General features: G+C 73.9%; 22 protein-coding genes and 1 pseudogene. 11 read left to right on the top strand and 12 right to left on the bottom strand.

All coding sequences use genetic code 11. The annotated features are described in order from the left end of the window. The first annotated feature begins 152 nt into the window (after positions 1 to 152). Entirely contained in the window at positions 153 to 731 is a 579-nt protein-coding gene (locus ACF068_RS24060; RefSeq protein WP_392276340.1) for a hypothetical protein, read from the top strand. Here the strand turns inward: ACF068_RS24060 and ACF068_RS24055 are convergent. From ACF068_RS24055 to ACF068_RS24045, 3 genes are all read right to left on the bottom strand, one after another. After that, the gene (locus ACF068_RS24055) at positions 728 to 1,825 is read right to left on the bottom strand and encodes a class I SAM-dependent methyltransferase (RefSeq protein ID WP_392276339.1); all 1,098 of its coding nucleotides are present in this window, start codon (positions 1,823 to 1,825) and stop codon (positions 728 to 730) included. The two genes, ACF068_RS24060 and ACF068_RS24055, sit on opposite strands and share 4 nt — an antisense overlap. Before the next feature lie 32 nt (positions 1,826 to 1,857). Next, on the bottom strand, positions 1,858 to 2,361 hold the full coding sequence (locus ACF068_RS24050) for a GNAT family N-acetyltransferase (RefSeq protein ID WP_392276338.1): 504 nt from the start codon (positions 2,359 to 2,361) through the stop codon (positions 1,858 to 1,860). A 158-nt stretch (positions 2,362 to 2,519) separates the two neighbouring features. After that, on the bottom strand, positions 2,520 to 4,061 hold the full coding sequence (locus tag ACF068_RS24045; protein ID WP_392276337.1) for an aldehyde dehydrogenase (NADP(+)): 1,542 nt from the start codon (positions 4,059 to 4,061) through the stop codon (positions 2,520 to 2,522). 109 nt (positions 4,062 to 4,170) lie between these two features. On the opposite strand from ACF068_RS24045, the gene ACF068_RS24040 reads away from it, so the two are divergent. From ACF068_RS24040 to ACF068_RS24015, 6 genes and pseudogenes are all read left to right on the top strand, one after another. Beyond that, positions 4,171 to 4,938 carry an IclR family transcriptional regulator gene (locus ACF068_RS24040; RefSeq protein WP_392276336.1) on the top strand — a complete coding sequence of 256 codons (768 nt, stop codon included), beginning with the start codon at positions 4,171 to 4,173 and terminating at the stop codon, positions 4,936 to 4,938. A gap of 193 nt (positions 4,939 to 5,131) precedes the next feature. Next, the gene (locus ACF068_RS24035; protein WP_392276335.1) at positions 5,132 to 6,094 is read left to right on the top strand and encodes a hypothetical protein; all 963 of its coding nucleotides are present in this window, start codon (positions 5,132 to 5,134) and stop codon (positions 6,092 to 6,094) included. Further along, positions 6,091 to 7,341 carry a sensor histidine kinase gene (locus tag ACF068_RS24030; protein WP_392276334.1) on the top strand — a complete coding sequence of 417 codons (1,251 nt, stop codon included), beginning with the start codon at positions 6,091 to 6,093 and terminating at the stop codon, positions 7,339 to 7,341. Before ACF068_RS24035 ends, ACF068_RS24030 begins: the two co-directional genes overlap by 4 nt. Further along, positions 7,296 to 8,003: a response regulator gene (locus ACF068_RS24025; RefSeq protein ID WP_392276333.1), complete on the top strand. Its 708-nt coding sequence runs from the start codon at positions 7,296 to 7,298 to the stop codon at positions 8,001 to 8,003. Before ACF068_RS24030 ends, ACF068_RS24025 begins: the two co-directional genes overlap by 46 nt. A 94-nt stretch (positions 8,004 to 8,097) precedes the next feature. Then, positions 8,098 to 8,319, top strand: a pseudogene (locus ACF068_RS24020) (penicillin-binding transpeptidase domain-containing protein); the annotation flags it as partial. Positions 8,320 to 8,457: 138 nt separating this feature from the next. After that, complete coding sequence (locus tag ACF068_RS24015) at positions 8,458 to 8,835, top strand: hypothetical protein (protein ID WP_392276428.1); 378 nt, start codon at positions 8,458 to 8,460, stop codon at positions 8,833 to 8,835. Between the two features lie 21 nt (positions 8,836 to 8,856). Here ACF068_RS24015 and ACF068_RS24010 read toward each other — a convergent pair whose 3' ends face one another. Continuing rightward, positions 8,857 to 10,968, bottom strand: a complete 2,112-nt coding sequence (locus tag ACF068_RS24010; protein WP_392276332.1) for a cellulase family glycosylhydrolase — start codon at positions 10,966 to 10,968, stop codon at positions 8,857 to 8,859. A gap of 285 nt (positions 10,969 to 11,253) precedes the next feature. On the opposite strand from ACF068_RS24010, the gene ACF068_RS24005 reads away from it, so the two are divergent. From ACF068_RS24005 to ACF068_RS23995, 3 genes are all read left to right on the top strand, one after another. Continuing rightward, entirely contained in the window at positions 11,254 to 12,063 is an 810-nt protein-coding gene (locus ACF068_RS24005) for an NAD-dependent epimerase/dehydratase family protein (RefSeq protein WP_392276331.1), read from the top strand. 118 nt (positions 12,064 to 12,181) lie between these two features. Then, positions 12,182 to 13,384 (top strand): TerD family protein, encoded by a 1,203-nt coding sequence (locus tag ACF068_RS24000; protein ID WP_392276330.1) that lies wholly within the window; start codon positions 12,182 to 12,184, stop codon positions 13,382 to 13,384. Between the two features lie 103 nt (positions 13,385 to 13,487). Next, positions 13,488 to 14,255, top strand: a complete 768-nt coding sequence (locus ACF068_RS23995) for an SDR family NAD(P)-dependent oxidoreductase (protein WP_392276329.1) — start codon at positions 13,488 to 13,490, stop codon at positions 14,253 to 14,255. A gap of 290 nt (positions 14,256 to 14,545) precedes the next feature. Here the strand turns inward: ACF068_RS23995 and ACF068_RS23990 are convergent, their stop codons facing one another. Next, positions 14,546 to 16,006: a hypothetical protein gene (locus tag ACF068_RS23990; RefSeq protein ID WP_392276328.1), complete on the bottom strand. Its 1,461-nt coding sequence runs from the start codon at positions 16,004 to 16,006 to the stop codon at positions 14,546 to 14,548. Positions 16,007 to 16,204: 198 nt separating this feature from the next. On the opposite strand from ACF068_RS23990, the gene ACF068_RS23985 reads away from it, so the two are divergent. Then, entirely contained in the window at positions 16,205 to 18,073 is a 1,869-nt protein-coding gene (locus tag ACF068_RS23985) for an endonuclease/exonuclease/phosphatase family protein (protein ID WP_392276327.1), read from the top strand. A 79-nt stretch (positions 18,074 to 18,152) separates the two neighbouring features. On the opposite strand, the gene ACF068_RS23980 is transcribed toward ACF068_RS23985, so the two are convergent. The 7 genes from ACF068_RS23980 to ACF068_RS23950 form a co-directional block, all read right to left on the bottom strand. Then, entirely contained in the window at positions 18,153 to 18,434 is a 282-nt protein-coding gene (locus tag ACF068_RS23980) for a DUF4235 domain-containing protein (protein ID WP_392276326.1), read from the bottom strand. Between the two features lie 8 nt (positions 18,435 to 18,442). Beyond that, the gene (locus ACF068_RS23975) at positions 18,443 to 18,700 is read right to left on the bottom strand and encodes a DUF3618 domain-containing protein (RefSeq protein WP_392276325.1); all 258 of its coding nucleotides are present in this window, start codon (positions 18,698 to 18,700) and stop codon (positions 18,443 to 18,445) included. Further along, positions 18,697 to 19,086 (bottom strand): phage holin family protein, encoded by a 390-nt coding sequence (locus ACF068_RS23970; protein WP_392276324.1) that lies wholly within the window; start codon positions 19,084 to 19,086, stop codon positions 18,697 to 18,699. Before ACF068_RS23970 ends, ACF068_RS23975 begins: the two co-directional genes overlap by 4 nt. 226 nt (positions 19,087 to 19,312) lie before the next feature. Next, positions 19,313 to 19,519, bottom strand: coding sequence for a hypothetical protein (locus ACF068_RS23965; protein WP_392276323.1), 207 nt, complete (start codon positions 19,517 to 19,519; stop codon positions 19,313 to 19,315). A 91-nt stretch (positions 19,520 to 19,610) separates the two neighbouring features. Then, positions 19,611 to 20,594, bottom strand: coding sequence for a 2,3,4,5-tetrahydropyridine-2,6-dicarboxylate N-succinyltransferase (gene dapD, locus ACF068_RS23960; RefSeq protein WP_392276322.1), 984 nt, complete (start codon positions 20,592 to 20,594; stop codon positions 19,611 to 19,613). Positions 20,595 to 20,694: 100 nt separating this feature from the next. After that, positions 20,695 to 21,708 carry a hypothetical protein gene (locus ACF068_RS23955; RefSeq protein WP_392276321.1) on the bottom strand — a complete coding sequence of 338 codons (1,014 nt, stop codon included), beginning with the start codon at positions 21,706 to 21,708 and terminating at the stop codon, positions 20,695 to 20,697. Beyond that, a complete protein-coding gene (locus ACF068_RS23950; protein WP_392276320.1) occupies positions 21,701 to 22,318 on the bottom strand; it encodes an RNA polymerase sigma factor in 618 nt (205 codons plus the stop codon). Before ACF068_RS23950 ends, ACF068_RS23955 begins: the two co-directional genes overlap by 8 nt. Positions 22,319 to 22,470: the final 152 nt, after the last annotated feature.

Raw genomic sequence — 22,470 nt, 5'->3', positions numbered from 1 at the left:
CCGGGCCGGTACATTCCCGCAGCTCGTGGGTGACCCGGCGGCTCCTTCCCAGGTGGTGCCTCGCTCTCTGAGTACGGGTACTCACGACGATCGCCGCTGTGGTGCGGGACGATGCTGCGGCCCGCCGTGCCGCATCGGAAATGGAGTACACAGTGAGACGTCCCCTGCTGCCCGCCGCCCTCGCCGCGCTGGTGCTGGTGACCGGCTGCGGCACGGAACGGGTGGTGCCGGCCGGTCCCTCCGGCTCCCCGGACCCGGACTACGCGGCTCGGCGGAAGGCCGGCCTCACCGAGCACGACCGGAGGTTCCCGGGCGTCGCCGACCGGTGTGCGGACGTCCGCCCCGGCCCGTCCGCCGCTGCCCCCACCGGTCCGCTCCCCGCGGGGGAGCCGTACGACCCGGAGCGGGCGAAGTACGCCGAGAACCACGCGTTCCAGCAGCAGCTCCCGATGAAGGCCGACGCCGAGTGCCGGGGGCGGGCCCATGCCGACCGGATCGCCGGGGCCCTGGCGGGGGTGCGCGACGAGGGCGGTCTGCGGGCGGCGCTGAGCAAGCTGGGCTACCCGGCGGACGGCACCGAGGTGTACGGCTCGGGCCCGGCCCTCGCCTTCAGCCTGATGGTGCCGGGGGCCGGCCCGTGCGTCACCGGGTTCACGGGCCCGCCCGTGAGGGTGGAGGCACACGGGCCGTACATGGAGGGCGGGTGCGTGAAGCCCCGCGGGGGGCACTAGGCGGTCGTCGCCACGTAGTAGACGTTCAGCGGGTCGCCCTCGATCGAGCGGACCTGTACGTCGGTGAAGCCCGCGGCCGCCAGCATGCGCCGGGCGGTCTGTTCGCCCCAGACCGTGCCGAGCCCGGCGCCTCCGGTGCTCAGCGAGGTGGTCATGCAGTAGAAGACCGAGAAGCCGTAGAGCGCGGGGCCGAAGGGGTGGCCGAGGTTCTCCTCCAGGTTGCTGGAGGCGGCGATGTCGCCCATCAGGAAGGTGCCGCCGTCGCGGAGGGACGCGGCGACGGCGTCGAGGGTCTCCTGCGGCCGGGCCAGGTCGTGGATGACGTCGAAGGCGGTGACGAGGTCGTACCGCCCGGTGATCTCCGTGGAGTCGCCGACCGTGTAGCGCAGGTTGTCCAGGGAGAGCCGTTCGGCCTCGCGGCGGGCGGTGGCGATGCCGTCCTCGGAGCGGTCGAGGCCGTGGAAGCGGCTGCGCGGGAAGGCGCGGGCCAGGACGAGCGGGGCGCGTCCCTGGCCGGTGCCGACGTCCAGGACGTCGATGCCGTCGTGCAGCCGCTCGGTGAGACCGGGGACCAGCGGGACGATCGCGTCGACCAGGGCGGCGTCGTACACCCTGGCCGTCTCCTGGGCCTGGAGCGCCTGGAAGCGGGGGTACGCCGTGTACGGGACGCCGCCGCCCTCCCGGAAGGACCTGACGACGCCCTGTTCGACCTCTCCCATCAGGGCGACGTAGGGCATCATCCCGGCCAGGTTGTCGGGTCCGGCGGCGGTGGTGAGCGAGGCGGCGTGCTCGGGCGGCAGCGCGTAGGTGGCACCGTCCGGCTCGTACTCCACGATGCCGCCCAGCACCATGCCGCCGAGCCATTCGCGGACGTACCGCTCGTCGAGGGCCGCCGCCCCGGCGATCTCGGCGCTCGTGGCGGGCGGCAGGGTGCTCATGGTGTCGAAGAGGCCGGTCTGGTGGCCGACGCTGGTGAGCAGGGCCAGTGCGCCCTTGTTGAAGACGTCGACCATCAGCTCGGCGAAGGCTTCCCGGCGGGCCGGGTCGGGGGGCCGTTCGCCGGCCGGGAAGGCCGTGGGGTCCGGGACTGCCATGATCCCTCCATGGGCCGGTTTGCTCCTCTTCGTCACGTTACGCCGTGATCGCGGTCCCGGTCCTTCGGAGAGGCGACGGCGAACCGCAGCACCAGGTGGTCGCCGGACCTGGGTGCGTCCGGGTCCGGGTACCAGCCGTGACGGGCGTAGAAGGCCTGGGCGCGCCGGTTGTGCTCGAAGACCTCCAGGCGGGCCGTGGTGGCGCCGGCCGCGCGCCAGGCCTCGACGCAGGCGGTGTGCAGCCGGGTGCCGATGCCCCGGCGCCAGTGCGCGGGGGCCACGTGGAACTGGGTCAGGGTCAGCACGCCGTCGACGGGCCGGAAGGCCGCGACGCCCACCACCTCCCCCGCCCGCTCGGCGCACAGCACGGCGTCGCCGCGGTCGATGGCCGCGGCCCAGCCGGCCCGGCCGCGGGCGAGTTCGGCGGGGCCCTCGAAGTCGGCGTCCGGGATGTGGCCGCGGTAGTACGTGGCGCGGGCCTCCCGGTGGAGGGCGGTGATGGTGTCGAGGTCCTGGGGGGTGGCGTATCGGATCATGCGGGGAAGGACGACCGGCCGCCGGCGCCGGTTCCGGCGGTGACCCCGGTCCGCTTCCGGTTCCGGTTCCGGTTCCGCTCGCGCCGGGCGCCGGCGCACCGTTGGGCGACCGGGCGGAGCGGGGCGGCGTCGTTCGCGCGGCGGCCGGGCGCGGGCGCTCAGGCGCGGGACGGGTGCTCCATCCGTCCGTCCACGCGGCGCGGCAGGCCGAGCGGGTTGTCGTCGCGCAGCTCGGGCGGGAGGAGCGGCTCGGGGGTCGACTGGTAGGTGACGGGGCGCAGCCAGCGTTCGACGGCGGTGCCGCCGACGGAGGTGGAGGTGGAGGTGGTGGCCGGGTAGGGGCCGCCGTGGTGCTGGGCGGGGGCGACGGCGACGCCGGTGGGCCAGCCGTTGACGAGCACCCGGCCGGCGAGCGGGGTGAGCGCGGCGAGGAGTTCGGCGCCCCGTCCCTCGCCGGCCGCCTCCCGCGACGAGAGGTGCAGAGTGGCCGTGAGGTTGCCGGGCAGGCGGGACAGCACGGCGGTGACCTCGTCGTCGCCGTCGTACCGGGCGACGACGGTGACGGGGCCGAAGCACTCCTCCAGCAGCAGGTCGTGGGTGCCCTCGGTGGCCAGCTTGGCGGCGGGCACGGTCAGGAACCCGGGGCTGACGGTGTGCTCGTCACCGGCGCCGGGGGTGACGGGGGCCTCGACGTCCGGGAGCGCGGCGCGTTCGGCGACGCCCTCGACGAAGTTGTCCCGCATGCGGTGGTCGAGGAGCACGCCCTCGCCCACGCCCTTGACCGCGCCGGCCAGGGAGGCGACCAGTTCGTCGCCGCCCGCGCCGGTGGGCGCCAGCACCAGGCCGGGCTTGACGCAGAACTGGCCCACCCCGAGCGTCATCGACCCGGCCAGCCCGGTCCCGATCTGCTCGGCGCGCTCGGCGGCGGCCTCCTCGGTGATCACGACGGGGTTGAGGGAGCCGAGTTCGCCGTGGAAGGGGATGGGTACGGGGCGGGCGGCCGCGGCGTCGAAGAGCGCCCGCCCGCCGCGCACCGAGCCGGTGAACCCGGCGGCCGCGACCAGCGGGTGGCGGACCAGCGCGACGCCCGCGTCGAAGCCGTGCACCAGGCCGACGACGGCCTGCGGGACGCCGGCCAGCGCGGCGGCCCGGCCGAGGAGGGCGGCGGCCAGCTCCGAGGTGGCCGGGTGGTCGGGGTGGGCCTTGACGACGACGGGGCAGCCGGCGGCGAGCGCGCTGGCGGTGTCGCCGCCGGGCACCGAGAAGGCGAAGGGGAAGTTGGAGGCGGAGTAGACGGCGACGACGCCGAGCGGCACCTTGTGGCGGCGGAGGTCCGGGACGGGCGGGGTGGCCGTGGCGTCCGGGTGGTCGATGATCACGTCGAGGAAGGCGCCCTCGTCGACGATGTCCGCGAAGGCCCGCAACTGGTAGCAGGTGCGGGCCAGTTCGCCGGTGAGCCGGGCGCGGCCGAGGGCGGTCTCGGCGTCGGCCACCGTGACCAGCCGGTCCTCGGCGCCGCCGAGGACGTCGGCGGCGGTGCGCAGGAACGCGGCGCGCACCGCGCGGTCGGCGAGCCCGCCGCGGGCCGCGTGCGCCGCGCGTACGGCGCGGTCGACGTCCTCGGCCGTGGCTTCGACGGCGACCGCTTCACGCCGCTTCCCGGTTCGGGGGTCGACACTCCACACTTCTGCTGCTGACACCGCTACGTCCTTCCAGTCCACCGAGGTTGTTCGGTATTCTGAACAGCGTTCCTGATGATGAATGGGACTCTATTGACGGGCGCGGTGGGTCACAAGAGGGGCGAGTCGAATGGCAGCTGAATCCGGCGGGGCGCAGGTCAAGTCCGCCGTCCGCACGGTGGAACTCCTCGAACACCTCGCCGGCAGCCCCGGCATGCACTCCCTGGCCGCCGTCCAGGAGGCCGTGGGCTACCCCAAGTCGAGCCTCTACATGCTGCTGCGCACCCTGGTGGAGCTCGGCTGGGTCGAGACGGACGCCACGGGCACCCGCTACGGCATCGGCGTGCGCGCCCTGCTGGTGGGCACGTCGTACATCGACGGTGACGAGGTCGTCGCCGCGGCCCGCCCCACCCTCGACCGGCTGTCCGACGACACCGCCGAGACGATCCACCTGGCCCGGCTCGACGGCACCGACGTCGTCCACCTCGCCATCCGCCAGTCGCAGCACCATCTCCGCCCCTTCACCCGCGTCGGACGCCGGCTGCCCGCCCACTCCACCGCGCTGGGCAAGGCGCTGCTGGCCACGTACAGCGACGAACGGGTCCGCGCGATGCTGCCGGAGACGCTGCCGGCGCTGACCGAGCACACCACCACCGACCGGGAGCGGCTCATCGAGGAGCTGCACTCCGTCCGCGAGCAGGGGTACGCCGTGGACCGCGAGGAGAACACCCTGGGCCTGCGCTGCTTCGGCATCGCCATCCCCTACCGCACCCCGGCGCGGGACGCCATCAGCTGCTCGGTCCCGGTCGCCCGGCTCACCCCGGCGCACGAGCAACTGGTCAAGCACGCCCTGTTCGACGCCCGTGACCGGCTGACGCTGGCCACCCGGCGGCTGTGACGGACGCCGTCCTCCGGGAGGTGCGCGGCTCCACCGTCGCCTGCCACGACCGGGGCTTCGCGCCCGCGCGGGGCGAGGGCACCAGCGCGGTGGTCGTCCTCCTGGGCGGCTGACCGTCCTCCGCCGCGCGGCGGAGAGGGTTCACCGCCGGGCATGAGGCGCGGGACGTGGCGCGGGCGGGAGCGTAGGGGGCATGACAACGACCTCGTCCGCCCTCACCGGCACGACCCGGCCCGGCCCGGCGCGCCGGGTGCTGCGTGCCCTCGCCATCACCTCGTGCGTCCCCTACGTCTCGCTCAAGATCGCGTGGGTGGCCGGCAGCCGTGTCGGTATTCCGGACGGCAGCGTGCTGCTGAGGGACACGGGCCTGATGGCGGCGGTCAATCTGGTGACCGTGCTGATGGACGCGGCCGTGGTCGTCCTCGCGCTGCTGTTCACCCAGCGCTGGGGTCTGCGCGTGAAGGCGTGGCTGTCGGCCTTCCCGATGTGGGCGGCGACCGGGCTGCTCGGGCCGATCATGGTGGGCTTCCCCGCCCAGTTGGCGGCCGGACAGGACACCGGCGGCCCCAAGGAGCCGTTCCTCGACGAATGGGTCTTCACCCTCGTCTACAGCGGGTTCATCGTTCAGGGACTCACGCTCGGCGCGCTGTTCGTGCTGTACGCCCGGGACCGCTGGAGCCGGGTGTGGCGGGGCAGGGTCGGTGAGTTGTCCCCGTCGCTGTTCCCGCCCGTCGTCCGGGTGACCGCCGTGGCGGCCTCGGTGCTCCTGCTGGTGCCGTCGGCGCTGCACGTCCTGTGGCTCGCCGGCTCGACCCGTGGGTTGCCGGCGAGGCGGATCGCGGAACGCGGCAGCGACTTCCAGGTCCTGGAGGGCGTACGTCTGCTTTTCGTGGCCGCCGCGGTGTCGGGTGTGCTGATGCTGGTGTTCCGCCTGGGGCATGCACTGCCCCTGAAGGCGCCGCTGGCGCTCGCCTGGACCGGCTCGGGCGGGGTGGGCTGCTGGGGTGGCTGGCTGCTGCTCACCGCCGTGATGCCGCAGAGCGATCCCGCCAAGGAGCCCACGGTGGCCATGGAGCTGGCCTACGCTGGCGAAATGATCACGGGGATGCTGCTGGGCGCCTGCGTGGCCGTCCTGCTGCGGCGGCGCACGGCGTGAGAGCACTGGGCAGGGCGCTGCTGGGGCGGCGCGCGCGACTGCGGTGGGTCCATCTGGTCGTGGGCGGCGCGCTGTTGATGCCGTACTGGCTGCTGGGCACGCTCGTCGTCGCGCCTCTCGTGGGGGCGGGCGGGCTGTTCTCCGGCTCCCTCGCGGTGCAGTTCGGAGCGTACGGGTCGGCCCTGCCGCTCGCCGCCGTGACGGCGCTGTTCCCGCTGGCCCGGCCCATGTCGGTGGCGGTGGCGCGGACGCTGTGCGGGGTTCCGGCGGAGCAGTTCGCGGACGGGCCGGCGCATTCCCGGGAGGCGCGGGTGCGCACGGCCGGCTGGTTCACGCTGCACGTGGGGCTCGGCGGGCTGGTCAGCGGGGCGTCGCTGGCGCTGCCGCCGTTCGCGGTGACGGTGATGGCGCTGCCGTTCTCTGGCGGGCTGCGGGAGTCGGCGTTCGGGCGGTTCTGGGCGCTGGACCAGCGGTGGCTGGTGTACGGCGGGGTGCCCGCGGGGCTCGCGATGCTGGTCGCCCTCGCGGCGGCGTCCGCCGGGGCCGGGGCGCTGCTGGCCCGGCAGGCGCCGCCGCTGCTGGGGCCGACGCCCTCGGACCGGCTGGCGGCGGCGGAGCGGCGCGCCGCCGAACTGGCCGTACGCAATCGCCTCGCCCGGGAGCTGCACGACTCGGTGGGGCACGCGCTGAGCGCGGTCACGCTCCAGGCGGGCGCGGCACGCACGGTGCTCGACAGCGACCCGGCGTTCGTACGGGAGGCACTGGCGGCCATCGAGGAGACGACGCGCCGCACGGTCGGTGAACTGGACGCGGTGCTGGGCCTGTTGCGGCAGGGCGAGGACGACGGGGAGCTGCCGGGGCGGCCGGGCCTGGAGGCGCTGGACACCTTGCTGTCGGCGGCCGGCCGGCATGCGTCGCTGACCGTCAGGGGCGGTGACGTGGCCGGCGTACCGGAGGCGGTGTCCCGCGAGGCGTACCGGATCGTCCAGGAGGGGCTGACCAACGCGGCCCGGCACGCGGGCGCCGAGCCGGTGTCGGTGACCATCGAGCGGTACGAGGACGAGTTGGAGATCACCGTGGAGAACCCCCTGCCCGCCCGGCCCCCGGTGGCCCGCCCCGGCGGCGGCCGCGGTCTGCGGGGCATCGGCGAACGGGCCCGCCTGCTGGGCGGCACCGCCGAGGCCCGCCCGGTGGACGGCGTATGGCGGCTGGCCGCGCGTCTGCCGCTGAGGGAGGCCGTCCGGTGATCCGGATCGTCCTGGCGGACGACGAGCGGATGGTGCGTACCGCCCTGCGGGTCATCCTGGACGCCGAGCCGGACCTGGAGGTGGCCGGCGAGGCGTCGACCGGCGCCGAGGCGGTGTCCGTGGTGCGCGAGCTGCGGCCGGACGTCGTCCTGATGGACGTGCGGATGCCCGGGACCGACGGGATCCGCGCCACCGAGCGGATCCTGGCCTCCCTGCCCGAGCCGCACCCCCGGATCGTGGTGGTGACGACGTTCGAGAACGACAGCTACGTGTACGACGCGCTGCGCGCCGGGGCCGCGGGGTTCCTGCTGAAGCGGTCGGCGGCGGAGGACCTCGTGGCCGCGGTCCGGCTGGTCGCCCGCAGCGACTCGCTGCTGTACCCGGCGGCCCTGCGGGGCCTGGCGGCCGAGTACGCGCGCCGCCGCCCGGCGTCCGCCCCGCCCTGGGTGGCGCGGCTGACCGAGCGGGAGGCGGAGGTGCTGCGGCTGATGACGACGGGCCTGACCAACGCGGAGATCGCCCGGCGGATGGGGGTCGGCCCGGCGACGGTGAAGACGCATGTGGCGGCGGTGCTGGCCAAGACGGGGGCGCGGGACCGTACGCAGGCGGTGATCGCGGCGTACGAATCGGGGTTCATCACCGCGGCCGGCTCCCGTAGATGAACGTTTCCCTGGCGGAGAAGTTCGGCTTCGACGACGCCGAGCAGGACGTGCCGGTGCGCACCTACCCGAGCGTCTACCCCTCCGGCATGGACAGGGCGCGGAGGTCGGCGGCAGGACGGGCACGGCGCAGCGCGGTGTCGACAACAGCGGGAAGCCGTACGCCTGGTTCACCTCGTACGCCAGGGACGCGGACACCGGCGAGGAGGTCGCGGTCGCGGTGCTGATCGAGGACTCCGCGGCCCGGCGGGCGGAGGTCAGCGGCAACGGGCTGGCCGCGCCGGTGGCCCGGAAGATGATGGCGGCGGCGCTGCGGTAGCCGGTGCCCGGACGGACCCGGGCGCGCGGGGGCCGGCGGCCGCACGGTATGCAGGTCCTTCCCGTACCCCTGTGCGTAGGAGGACCATCCGTGCGACCGCCGCCCCGTCTGCTCCCCCGTTCCCCGTCCGGCTGGACGATGGCGGTCTTCGGACTGCTGGCCGCCGCCCTGGGCGCGGTGGGCCTGATCGCCCCGGACGCGCTGCTGACGGTCATGGGCTTCGGGCCCGTACCGGACGCCCGGCGCGCGGACGGGGACCACACGCTGCTGTTCCTGACCGCCTCCTCGATGGCGGCGGTCAACATGGGCGTCTACTACGTGCTGGCGGCGCTGTCCGACTGGAAGGCGTTCTTCCGCTGGACGGTTCCCTTCCGCCTCCTCACCTGTGCGGTGTTCACGCTGGCGGTCGTCTCCGGCCGCGCCCCGGCCGGGTTCCTGGGCGTGGGCCTGTGGGAGGGCCTGGGGGCGGTGGTGACGGGGCTGGCGCTGCGGTACGAGCGCCCGCGCGCCGGGTGACGGCCCCGCGGGAGGGGGCCGTCAGGAGCCGGCCGGTGGTGCGCCCCAGACGAGGGCGGTGCCGGTGTACGCGGGGACGGCCGGGGCGTCGGCGTACGCGGCCGGTGCCGAACGGCTGTGGTCGTCGGTCTCGTCGAAGGCGGACCAGTCGGCCTTGCTCATCCGGAGCTGGATGTCACCGGTGTCCCGCCCGGCCGCCAGGGAGCCGCCGGTGAACGCCACCTCCAGGTAGGCGTCCGCCCCCGCGGCCGGCGGGACGAGGGGCACGACCCGCAGCCGTACCCGGTCGCAGCCCACCGCCGCGTAGTCGCACCAGGCGTTGACCGAGGGCGACCCGCCGTCACGGGTGAAGTAGTACCGCGCGGACACGGTGCCCAGGTCGAGCGCGGAGGCACCGGTGTTGACCACCTGGAGCCCGGGCCGGACGGCGTTGTCCGTCGCCGACCCGTCGTTGTTCCGGTAGCGGACCTTCACCGCGCCCGGCGGGCCGTCGCCCGGTCCGGTCGTCGTCACGTCCAGCACGGGCGAGGGCGCCGACACATTGCCCGCCGCGTCCCGGGCGCGCACCGACCAGCGGTAGGGGGTCGCGGGGGCGAGCCCGGTGTCGGTGTACGTGGTGGCGGTCACCGGCGCCGTGTTCACCCGGACCGCGCCCCGGTACACGTCGTAGCCGGTCACCGCCACGTCGTCGGTCGCCGCCGTCCAGGACAGCGAGACGCTGGTGGCGGTCCTCGCCGTGCTGGTCAGGCCGGTCGGGGCGGTGGGCGCGGTGGTGTCCGCCGGGCCGCCGGGACCTCCGTACACCTGGCGCACGCTGATGCCCGTGGTGCTTCCGGCGCCGCCCAGCGGGACCTCGTGGTCGAGGCCGACGAACCGGCCGCCGTGCTGCCACAGGGCGGGTTTCAGCAGGGCGTACTTCCGCTCGTCCCAGGTCGCCCAGTCGTCGAGCAGCAGGCCGCCGGTGTCACCGGAGTTGGGGTTGAGGCACCAGAAGGTGTGGTGGAGGCGGTGCTCGGTGATGAGGTCGCGCAGCGCGGTCATCCACTTCTCGTTGGGGCCGCCGTCGAGGAAGCCGCCCCATTCACCGATGAGGAGCGGGGCCTTGTTCTCCTTGTGCAGGTAGAGCCAGTTGGGGTCCCAGACGTCCCGTTCGAGGGTCGTGCGGTTCCAGTCCCCGGTGAACCAGGGCTGGGCGAAGACCAGCGGCCCGTAGTCGTGCGGCGAGTAGACGAGCTGGGCGCCGAGGTCGACGGGGTGGTCGCGGACGCCGCGCAGATTGCCGCCCCACCAGGTGGAGTGGTAGTCGGCGGGGTCGGTGGACGTCCAGCCCGCGCCCGCCCTGGGGTACACCTCGGTGCCCTCGCACAGCACCAGCACCCGTGGGTTGACGGCGAGGATGCGGCGGCCGGCGGTCTCACAGGCGTGCCGGAAGTCGTCCTGGTCGCCGGAGCCGTCCCACTTGGCGCGCGGTGTCTCGTTGGCCCTGCCGTGCGGCTCGTTCTTGACGTCCATCGCGACGATGGTGTCGTCGTTCCGGTAGCGGGCGGTCACCCATTCCCAGGCGGTGTAGAAGTGCTCGGGCGTGAGGGCGCCCTTCCACCAGACCGGGTGCACGTGGCCGGAGTTGTCGGCCTCGGCGCTGTGCACGTCGAGCATGACCTTGATGCCGTACCGCTTGCACAGGGCGAGCCAGAAGTCGAAGACCTCCAGTGAGGTCTTCCCGGCGATCTCCGGGTTGGCCTGCGCGTTGACGTTCGGGACGGTCGCCCGGCCGTCCCTCCACTCCAGCAGCAGTTGCGTCGAGATCGGTACGCGGACGATGTTGATGCCCCGGGCGGCCATGGACGCGGTGATCCGGGTGATGTTGCCGGACCACAGGCCGTGGAAGACCCGCTCGGAGGCGTTGAAGCCGAACCAGTTGGTGCCGGTGAGCCGCACCTCGTCGCCGTTGGCGTCGACGATCCGGTTGCCCCGGGTGTGCAGCCAGTCGTCGCCCGGGGCGGCCGCCCCAAAGGTGGTGGCCGGGGCGGAGGTGGCGGCCGGGGTGCCGGCTGCCAGTAAGACGGCGGTCAGCACCGCGGCGACCAGCGCCCGGACGCGGCGGAGCCTGCTCGCTGTTCGTGACGGTCCCACTGTGTGCCCTTCTGACGAGGGAAGTGTGGGAGCGCTCCCAAGTCGTGTCGTGTTCATCAAGCCAGGCCCCACCGGAGCTGTCAACCTCCCCGGCGGACGCGGGACGGTCCCCACCGGCCCGGGCCCGGCGGCGACGGACGGAAAACCGCAACTCAGGGGCGAGGCCGCGTCGTTGCCGCCACACTTGACGGTGTTCGGTCCCCGCGTGCGCGTGGCGCACACGGACAGGAGCCGGACCGGAACCCCTCGGCCCGTTCGCACGGCCGCCCCCCAGGAGGCCCGCCCATGCCCGCTCCCCGCACGCTCCTGCTCACCGGAGGCGCCGGCGGCCTCGGCACCCTGATGCGGGGGCTGCTGCCGGCGTACGGCTACGAGCTGCGCCTCTTCGACGCCACCCCCATCGAGGGCGAACCCGGCGCGGTCGCCGCCGACCTCGCCGACAAGGAGGCCCTGCGCGAGGCCGTACGGGGCGTCGACGCGATCGTGCACCTGGCGGGCATCTCCCTGGAGGCGTCCTTCGACAAGCTGCTGCGCGCCAACATCGAGGGCACGTACAACCTCTACGAGGCCGCCCGCGCCGAGGGCGTGGGCCGCATCCTGTTCGCGTCCAGCAACCACGCCGTCGGGTTCACCCCGCGCCCCCGCGAGGGCGACCCGCTGATCCCGGTCGACACCCCCCGCCGCCCCGACACGTACTACGGGCTGTCCAAATGCTTCGGCGAGGACCTGGCCCAGCTCTACTGGGACCTCCACGGCGTCGAGACCGTCTCCGTACGGATCGGTGCCTGTTGCATGGAACCCACCTCGGTGCGGATGCTGTCGGTCTGGCTGAGCCCCGGCGACTGCGCCCGCCTCTTCCACGCCGCCCTCACCGCCGAGGACGTCCGGCACACCGTGGTCCACGGCTCGTCCGCCAACACCCGTCTGTGGTGGGACCTCTCCTCCGCCCGCGCCCTGGGCTACGAACCGCAGGACGACTCCGAGCAGTACGCCCCCGGGCTGATCGCGGAGCAGGGCGAGCTGGACGACGCCAACCCCGACCACGCCCACCTCGGCGGCCACTTCTGTACGCGGCCGCCCCGCTGGCCCTACTGATGTCCGGGCGCCCGCGCGGGTGATGTCCGGGCGCCCGCTCGGCCCCGCGCGGACAGGGCCGTAACCGGAGTGGCCCAAGGTAAGGGAACGGCAAAGCCGCCCCGCTCGTTACCCCGGCATGACAGCTATGACCCCCGGCTCGAACATCCCGCTTCCCGTCACCCGCGTGGTGGTGGACGTCGCCGCGCCCGTGCGGCTCGACGTATCGGGCCTGCTGCTCACCGCCGACGGCAAGGTGCGCTCCGACGACGACTTCATCTTCTACAACCAGCCGTCCGGCCCCGGTGTGACGTACCGGTCCGGCGGCGGCACGGCGCCCGATGCGATCATCGTGGACACCGCCGCCGTCCCGCCCGGCATCGAGAAGATCGTCGTCACCGCCAGCCCGGACGCCGCCGGGCAGACGTTCCAGGGCGTCGAACCCACCGCCACGATCCGCGGCGCGGACGACGGCACCGTCCTCGCCACCTTCACCCCGCCGCGGCTGGGCACGGAGACGGCGCTGGTCGTGGTCGAGGTCTACCTCCGCAACGGCGCCTGGAAGGCCCGCGCCGTGGGCCAGGGCTACGCCGACGGGCTGGCCGGCATCGCCACCGACTTCGGCGTCTCGGTCGACGAGGAGCCCGCACAGGCCGCGCCCGCCCCCGCCCCGGCTCCCGCCGCCCCCGTGACCCCCGCCCCGGTGGCACCCGCGCCCGCCGCCGCGCCGCCCGCTCCCCCGGCTCCCCCCGCCGCGTCCACCGGGAAGATCAACCTGGACAAGGGCCGGGTCAACCTCCAGAAGAACCAGACCGTGTCCCTGGTCAAGGGCGGCCGCCCCCTGCTCTCCCAGGTCAAGATGGGCCTCGGCTGGGAGCCCGCCTTCCGGGGCAAGGACATCGACCTGGACGCCTCCGTCATCGCGTACGGGCCCCAGCGCAACCATCTGGACAGCTGCTACTTCGGCAAGCTGACCATCCTGAACGGCGCCGTCAAGCACTCCGGCGACAACCTCACCGGCGAGGGGGCCGGCGACGACGAGGTGATCGTCGTCGACCTGGGCAGGCTGCCCGCGGACGCCACCGGCCTGGTGTTCACCGTCAACTCCTTCTCCGGCCAGAAGTTCACCGAGGTCGCCAAGGCGTACTGCCGGCTGATGGACGCGGCGACCGGCGAGGAACTGGTCCGCTTCGACCTGACCACCGCCGAGCCGCAGACCGGCGTGATGATGGCCAAGCTCATCAAGCAGTTCTCCGGCGAGTGGGAGATGACGGCGATGGGCGAGTTCGTGAAGTCGCGGACCGTGCGCGGCATGGTCAAGCCGGCGGCGCAGGCCCTGTAGGACCACCCCCCTCCCGACCCGGGCGGGCCCCGGTCCGGCCGGCCTCACCGGACGGGCGGCGGCCCACGCCCGGCCCCCGGCACCCCCGAAAGGCGTTCGCCCCATGTCCCTCCCCGCCACCGGCCGTCGCGTCCTCGTCACCGGCGCCTCCCGGGGCCTCGGCCGCGCGGTCGCCCGTGCCTTCGCGGAGAACGGCGACCGGGTCGCCGTGCACTACGGCTCGCGCGCCGACGAGGCCCGCGCCACGCTCGGCGCCCTCCCGGGCACGGGCCACGCCCTGGTCGGCGGCGACCTCGCGGACCCCCCGGAGGCGGCGCGGGTCGCCGACGCCGCCGCCTCGGCGCTCGGCGGCCTGGACGTCCTCGTCAACAACGCGGCCGTCAACACCCGTCACCCGCTCCCCGAGACGCCGTACGAGGAGTGGGTGACGGTCTGGCAACGGCACGTCGCCGTCAACCTGCTGGCCACCGCGAACCTGAGCCACCTGGCCGGGCGCCGCATGATGGACCAGGGCACGGGCGGACGGATCGTCAACATCGGTTCGCGCGGCGCGTTCCGGGGCGAGCCGGACCACCCCGCCTACGGCGCGACCAAGGCGGCCGTCCACGCCCTGGGCCAGTCCCTGGCGGTCTCCCTCGCCCCGTACGGCATCGCCGTCGCGTCGGTCGCGCCCGGGTTCTTCGCCACGGAACGCGTCGGCCCCCGGCTGGCCGGCCCCGAGGGCGACGCCATCCGGGCGCAGAGCCCCTTCGGACGGGTCGGCACGCCCGAGGAGATCGCGGCGGCGGTGCTGTGGCTCGCCTCGCCCGCGGCGGAGTGGTCCTCCGGCACGGTCCTCGACGTCAACGGCGCCTCCCACCTCCGCACCTGACCGCACCGCGCCGGCGCCTCGCCCCGCCGTTGTGGGCAGTCGTTCCGCCGGTGCCTCGCCCCACCCCGCGCTCCGGCTGCCCCGTTGTGGGCAGTCGTTCCGCAGGGCGATGGGGGTCCCCCCTGCTCGAGCGAAGCCGAGAGCTTGGGGGAGGGTGGGCACAACGGAACCCGGGCGGCACCCTCTCCCGGTCCCCCCGGGGCGGCGCGCTTCCCGGTGCGCCCACGTGCGGGCGGGACGGGGCAACCACCGGTACGGGGCGGGGCCACGGCCCCACCCCGCGCCGGGCGTCAGGCGCCGGGCCGGGAGCGGGCCTTGAACGCGGCCTTGCGGGCGTCCTTCGCCGCCGCCTTGTCCCCGTGCAGCCGCCCCATCGCCTCCAGCACGTCCGCCGTGGCCGGGTGCTCCACCCGCCACACGGCGTCGAAGAACCCGCTGTGCCGGCTCGTCAGGCCCTCGACAAGCTCCCGCAGCTCCTCCAGGTCCCCGCCGCCCACCGCGTCCAGTTGCGCCGCGATCGTGTCGATGGCCAGCCAGAAGACCATGGACTCCGGCGGCGCGGGCACGTCCGCCGCGCCCCGCTCCGCCAGCCAGACCCGGGCGAGGCCGCCGAGTTCGGGGTCGTCGAGAACCTCGCGGACCGCCGGTTCCGCCCCGGCGCCCACGAGGGTCAGCGCCTGCTGGCAGTGGAGCCGCCGCAGGGGCGAGCCGGCGTCCGCGCCCCGGGCCGCCGCGAGCAGCTCGCGCGCCGCCGGGAGCGCCTCGCGACGGGCCAGCCACGCCTGCGTCTCGGCCCGCGCCGCGGCCTGCGGGTAGTGGGCCACCCCGTCGAGCAGCACGTCCGCGCCCTTGTCGGCGAGGTCGCCGACCGCGGGGGCGTCCACGCCCGCCTCGAGCATCCGGGCGCGGACGCCGTACAGCCCGAGCGGGGTCAGCCGCACCATGCCGTACCGTGTCACGTCCTCGTCGTCGCCCATGGAGGCGGGCTCCTCGCCCTCCTCGGCCATCAGCGCCTCGTCGACGGGCTGGTACTCGACGAGCCCGACGGGCTCCAGCACCCGGAACTGGTCGTCCAGCCGCATCATGGCGTCCGACACCTGCTCCAGCACGTCGTCGGTGGGTTCGCCCATGTCGTCGGGGACGATCATCGACGCGGCGAGCGCCGGCAGCGGCACCGGCGCGTCCCCGGAGCCGCCCTCGGCGACGGTCAGGAGGTACAGGTTGGCGAGGACGCCGTCGAGGAACTCCGCCTCGTGCTGCGGGTCCCAGTCCAGTGCGTCGAGGTCGAGGTCGCCGTCCTCGCCGAGCGCGTCGGCGAGGTCGTCGAGCAGCGGCGCGGTGGCGTCGGCGAACGCGGTGTCCAGGGCGTCCAGCCACAGCGCCAGGACGTCCTGGGGCGCCCCGCCGGTGACGAGCGCGAGCTGTCCGCCCGCCTCGACGGCCCCGCCCTCGCCGCCCTCTTCGTCCTCCTGGGGGTCGTCGGCCACCACGAGTCCGGTGTCGACGGCGACCCGCCACGCCTCGCTGGCGTAGGCGGCGCCGTCGTCGTCGGGACCCAGCCCGAGCGCCTCGGCGGCGGCCGGGAGCTGCTCCTCGACGAGTTCGCCGCCGGGGCCCACCCGGGTGTCGGGACCGGCCCAGCGGGCGAGCCGGACGGCCCGGGCCAGCAGCGGGGCGCCGAGCGCGTCCCGGGCCAGTTCCGCGTCCGAGGGCAGCCGCACCGGCGGCAGGGTGGGGCGATCCGACGACATCAGCGGTTTCTCCTCGGCACGTACGTGGGGGGTCGGGCGGCCCCCAGCGTAGACGTATTCGGCCCCCCGCCCGGCAGTTCATGTACCGGTCAAGGCCCGTCCACCCGCGAACCCTTGACAAGTACCGGCCCCAGACCAGAGATTGACGCGCGTAGAGCTACCGCTCAGTACCTCCCACGAACCCATCGGAGCCTTGTGATGCCTTCCTCCCTGCCGAGAGCCGCGCGGAGAACCCCGTCGACCTCGCCGCGCCCCGTCGCCGTCTCGGCCGTGGTCGCCGCCGCCCTGGCCGCGGGCCTGCTCGCCACGGGTTCGGCCACCGCCGCCGGCACGGCCGACGCGGTGCGCGTCCACGACATCCAGGGCACCACCCGCATATCCCCGCTCGCCGGGCAGCAGGTCAGTGGGGTGTCCGGCATCGTCATCGGCGTCCGTACGTACGGTTCGCGCGGTTTCTGGATCCAGGACCCGCGGGCCGATGAGGACCCGGCCACCAGCGAGGGCGTGTTCGTCTACACCGGCTCCGCCCCGACCGTCGCCGTCGGCGACGCGGTCACCGTCTCCGGCACGGTCACCGAGTACGTCCCCGGCGGCACGTCGTCGGGGAACCAGTCGCTCACCCAGATCACCAAGCCCACCGTCACGGTCGTCTCCTCCGGCAACGCGCTGCCCGCGCCCACTGTCCTGACGACTCGTTCCGTACCCTCCGCGTACACCCCCGAGGGCGACCCGGCGGCAGGCGGCTCGATCAACGGCCTGACGCTCCAGCCGGGCCGTTACGCCCTGGACTACTTCGAGTCCCTGGAGGGCACGAACGTCCGCATCGGCTCCTCGCGGGTCGTCGGCGCGACCGACCCGTACAACGAGCTGTGGGTGACGGTCAAGCCGCACGAGAACGACAACCGCCGCGGCGGCACGGTCTACGGTTCGTACACCTCGCAGAACACCGGCCGCCTCCAGGTCCAGTCGCTCACCCCGGTCGCCGAGCGGCCGTTCCCCAAGGCGAACGTGGGCGACTGGCTGACCGGCACCACCGAAGGCCCGCTGGACTTCAACCAGTTCGGCGGCTACACCCTCACCGCCCGCACCCTGGGCACCCCGGCCGACCGGGGCCTGGAGCGTGAGCGGACCGAGCGGCAGCACCGCGGTGAGCTGGCGGTGGCCACGTACAACGTCGAGAACCTCGACCCGACCGACCCGCAGGAGAAGTTCGACGCCCTGGCCAAGGCCGTGGTGGAGAACCTGTCCTCGCCGGACGTCGTGGCCCTGGAGGAGATCCAGGACAACAACGGCGCCAAGAACGACGGCACGGTCGCCGCCGACGAGACGCTGAAGAAGTTCACGGACGCGATCGTCGCGGCCGGCGGCCCCGCGTACGCGTGGCGGTCCGTCGACCCGGTGAACAACAAGGACGGCGGCGAGCCGGGCGGCAACATCCGCCAGGTGTTCCTCTTCAACCCCGAGCGCGTGTCGTTCACCGACCGCGCGGGCGGCGACGCGACCACGGCGACCGGTGTCGTACGGGAGAAGGGCCGGGCGGCCCTGACCCACTCCCCCGGCCGGATCGACCCGGCCAACACCGCGTGGGACAACAGCCGCAAGCCGCTGGCGGGCGAGTTCACCTTCCGGGGCCGCACGGTCTTCGTCATCGCGAACCACTTCGGTTCCAAGGGCGGTGACGAATCGATCGTCTCGCACCACCAGCCGCCGAACCGTTCCTCCGAGGTCAAGCGCCTCCAGCAGGCCCAGGCCGTGAACACCTTCGTCAAGGACCTCCTGGAGGTGCAGCGCACCGCCGACGTCGTCGTCCTCGGCGACATCAACGACTTCGAGTTCTCCGGGACGACGAAGGCCCTGACGGACGGGGGCGCGCTGCACGCGGCGGTCACCTCGCTGCCGCGCAGCGAGCGCTACTCGTACGTGTACCAGGGCAACAGCCAGGTGCTGGACCAGATCCTGACCAGCCCCTCGATCCGGCGCTTCGAGTACGACAGCGTGCACATCAACGCCGAGTTCGCCGACCAGGACAGCGACCACGACCCGCAGGTGCTGCGCTTCCGCCCGTAGGGGCCGCCGGGCGTCCGGGCCCGCTCCGGTCACGCGCCCGCGCTGAGGCTCAGCGCGGGCGCGTGCCGTCGGCCGGGTGTCAGCCCGGCCAGGTGCCGGTCAGCCGGCGGACGCCGACCGCGCCGCCGCGGTCCACCGCCGCCTTGACCACCGCGAAGATCGCCCCTTCCAGGGCGGCGGCCAGCAGGATCTCCTTCCACCGGCGTTCCTCGTCCATCGCGTCCGGGGCGTCGCCGTCGCCGACGGCCGCCCACGCACGGGAGAACAGTGAGCTGGCCACGGCACCACTGGCCATGCCGAGGAGGATGCCCACCGGCCGGTAGAGCAGCTTCTGCTTGCGCTTCTTCTTCTGTTTCGCCATTCCCGTCCTCATCCCCACTTTCCAGTGCGCCGAAGCTGCCACAGCACCACGCCCGCGACCACCACCGCGGCGACCGCGGCGAGGATCGTGCGCGAGTTCTCCCGGACCGGCTCCGGGGTCTTCTCGTGCACCAGGTGCGCGGCGCGCGCCTTCACGTCCGTCTTGGCCATCAGCTGGTCGATGGTCTCGCCCAGTTCCTGCCGCTTGCGTGCCGCCTGGAGGCGGAGTTCGTCAGGGCCCGGGGTGTGGTGCGTGTCCCGTGTCATCGGTGGACCCTCTCCTTGATCTCGTGGACGTCCGAACGCACACCGTCGATCGCTCGCTCCGGCTTGGGCGGCACCGCCCGTTTCAGCTGGCCGCGGCCCAGCACGGCGAGCACCCCGGCGATCGCCAGGAACAGGACGGTCGCGATGAGCACCGCGAGCCAGACATCGAGCACGACGGCCAGCGCGGCGGCCACGGTGGCCCACACGCCGATGAGCCCGACGTAGCCGACGGCCGCGGCGGCCCCCAGCATCCCGCCACCCTTGCCCGCTCGTTTCCCCTTCTGCATCATTTCGGCCTGCGCGGTGCGCATCTCGGTCTTCACCAGGTCGGAGAGCTGCTCAGACGCCTGCTTCACCAGCTCGCCGACCGACGGTTCTCCGGCCACGCGGATCGCCTCCCATCTCGTACGGGAAGGTCCGGGTACCCCGTCGTACCGTCCCGGAACCGACCGATGCTTCAGCAACCCTTACCCTCGAAGGTGATGACCTCTAAGCAGACCTGTACGGTCGGTGCTGGACGCGGGCCCGGTCCGTGAACCGCCCGCAGCCCGCCGACCGGGAGGCGGTCGACGGGCTGCGGGCGGCGTACGAGGAAACGGGGCGGGGAACCGCTCAGGAGCCGACGACCTCGTTGTGGCCGAGGACGGCGACGTGCTCCAGCACGTCCTCCATGGGGTCGTCGATCTGGCCGATCGACACCAGCGTGAGGTGGTGGCCGGTGCCCGAGGCGCGGCCGGACTCGTCGGCGTGGGCGACGCCGGACGGCACCAGCGCCGCCAGCGCGAGCACGACCGGAACGATGAGTCTGCGGGTTGTCATATGAGCCGTCCCTCGCCTTGCCGATGGGTGTGACCGTGTACGACCTGCTTATCCACCCGGTCGGCGGAAAGGTCACGCACGATCACACGAATCAGTTGTGGCTGTGGAGGATGTCGTTCAGGCCGCCCCACACCGCGTTGTTCGGCCGGGCCTCGACGGTGCCGGTGACCGAGTTGCGGCGGAAGAGGATGTGGGAGGCGCCGGACAGCTCGCGGGCCTTGACGATCTGCCCGTCGGGCATCGTGACGCGCGTACCGGCGGTGATGTAGAGGCCCGCCTCGACGACGCACTCGTCGCCCAGGGCGATGCCGACGCCCGCCTCGGCGCCGATCAGGCAGCGCTCACCGACGGAGATGATGACGTTGCCGCCGCCGGAGAGGGTGCCCATGGTGGAGGCGCCGCCGCCGATGTCGGAGCCGTCGCCGATGACGACGCCCGCGGAGATGCGGCCCTCGACCATCGAGGTGCCGAGCGTGCCGGCGTTGAAGTTCACGAAGCCCTCGTGCATCACGGTGGTCCCGGCGGCGAGGTGCGCGCCGAGCCGCACGCGGTCGGCGTCGGCGATGCGGACGCCCTTGGGGGCGACGTAGTCCGTCATGCGGGGGAACTTGTCGACGCTGGTCACCTGGAGGTGCAGGCCCTCGGCGCGGGCGTTGAGCCTGACCTTCTCCACGTCGTCGACGGCGACGGGACCGAGGGAGGTCCAGGCGACGTTGGCGAGCAGCCCGAAGATCCCGTCCAGGTTCTGCCCGTGCGGCTTGACGAGCCGGTGGCTGAGCAGGTGCAGGCGCAGGTAGGCGTCGTGGGCGTCGAGCGGCTTGTCGTCGAGCGAGGCGATGACGGTGCGCACGGCGACGACCTCGACGCCGCGGCGGGCGTCGACGCCGAGGGCCTTGGCGGCGCCCTCGCCGAGGAGGTCGACGGCCTGGTCGGAGGTGAGCCGCTCGGTCCCCGCGGGCCCGGGCCCGTCGACGAGCTCGGGAGCCGGGAACCAGGTGTCGAGAACGGTGCCGTCGCCGGCGATGGTGGCAAGGCCGGCGGCGACGGCGCCGGTGGTACGGGGTGCAGAAGTCATGCCAGAAACCTAACCGGCCGCCCGCCGCCCGGGCCAACCGGTCTCACCTCCCGGTCGCCGCCCCGCACCCCCGTGCCGGGGCGGCGACCGGAGCGGCGGTTCAGGGACGCGTGCCGGGCGCGTCGACGACCTCGGTCGTGACGCGCATGGCGGTGGCCAGCACGGTGCCCTTGGTCACGAAGGGGCCACCGGACTTCTTGCCGCCGACGTAGTAGCCGATCCCGGCCACGAGCCGGAATCCCCGGAATGCCTGGGTCCGGGGATCGAACAGCACCTCGAAGGTGTTCCGCTCGTAGGAGTAGTCGCGGTAGTTGCCTTCGACTCCCAGCGCCATGAGGGTCTCCCTCCCGTCCGGCACGACCGTGGACGTCAGCTTCGCGCCCGGTAGCTCTCCGGCGGTCCGGATCAGCAGCTTCCCCTTCTCCTCCGGCATGCTGGGCGTCACCGCCAGCACTTCCGCGATCTCCTCGAAGTCGCGCTGCGCCTGGGTCAGACGCCACGCGCTGGACACCCGGCTGGGGATGGACCGCTTGCGGATCAGGCGGAGGGTGCCGTCGGTGTCGTCCGGCAGGTCCTCCACCAAGGCGTCCGCCTGCCGGGGAGTGAGGGTGTCACCATTGCCCGTCCCTCCGTACGTGGCGCCCGTGCGGGTCTGCGGAGGAGGCGTCTCGGCGCCCATCCGCTCGTCGAATCCGTCGTACCGGGTCCAGTCCTCGTCGGTGCGGGACCGCAGGCTGCCCAGGTCACAGGGCCTTCCCTGCGTGAAGTAGAGGTTGAAGCCGAGCATCTCCATGCCCCGGCCGCCGCTTCCCCCGGCCTCGCAGTTCACCATCCGCCACTCGGTCTTGCGGTAGATCCACTGGTCCGCCCGCGGCTTGGCCGCCGGCGCCGCCGGCGCCGGCGGCTCGTGACCGGCCGGGAGCAGCGTGGCGAGCGTCGCCACCGCGGTGACCGCCGCCGCGGCGCCCGCCACCGCGAGCCGCCACCCGCCCCAAAGGCGCCGCCGGGGGCGGGCGGCCTCGTCGAGGAGGCGGGCGTGGCCCGGGGCGAGGCGGGCCCGGTCGGGCGTGGGGGCGTCCGCGCGGAAGTCCTGGAGCGTCCGCATCTCATCCATGGGTGACCTCCGTGGTGAAGTCGTGTACGAGGGTGGGGTCGCTGTCGCCGAGGGCGGACCGGACCTTCTTGCGCGCCCGGTTGAGCCGGGAGCGGACCGTGCCGACCGGGATGGAGAGGGCCTCGGCGACCTCCTGGTACGTGAGGTCCGCCCAGGCGACCAGCAGCAGCACGTGCCGGTCGCCGCCCGACAGGGACGCGAGGGCGCCGGCCAGGGGCCCGTGGGCGGCCTGGGCGGTGACCCGGTCGTCGGCGTGGTCGACCCAGGACTCGGCGACCGGGTCGTGCCCGGTGCGGGCCAGCGCGTTCAGGGCGCGGACCTCGGTGCGGCGCTGTTTGCCGATCAGGTTGGCGGCGATGCCGTAGAGCCAGGGGCGGGCGTTGGCGCGGGCCGGGTCGTAGCGGGCGCGGCCGCGGAACGCGGCGAGGAACGTGTCGGCCGTGATGTCGTCGGCGGCCGCGTCGCCCAGCCGCCGGGCGGCGTACCGGTGGATGTCGGCGGCGTACCGGTGGTACAGCTCGGCGAAGGCCTCGGGGCGGTCGAGGGAGCGTGTCACGACGGCCGAGTCGTCATGGGCGTCGTCGTGGTGGGCGTCCGGCGGTCCGGTCACGGGGTCTCCGTCTGCGGCGGGTGTGGTCACACCCGCTGTTCCCCGCAGGCGGGGTCAGGGTTCACGCGAGCGGCCGGCCCGGCGTTCCGGGGCGGCGAGGGGGGAGTTCGTAGGCCGGCTCGACGCCGGTGCGTCCGCCGGCCGGCCGCTCC

The sequence above is a fragment of the Streptomyces sp. NPDC016309 genome (genome assembly GCF_043077235.1).
Lineage (GTDB): Bacteria > Actinomycetota > Actinomycetes > Streptomycetales > Streptomycetaceae > Streptomyces.
Note: the sequence above shows the minus strand (reverse complement) of the source record. Positions and strands in the feature narration are given on the sequence as shown.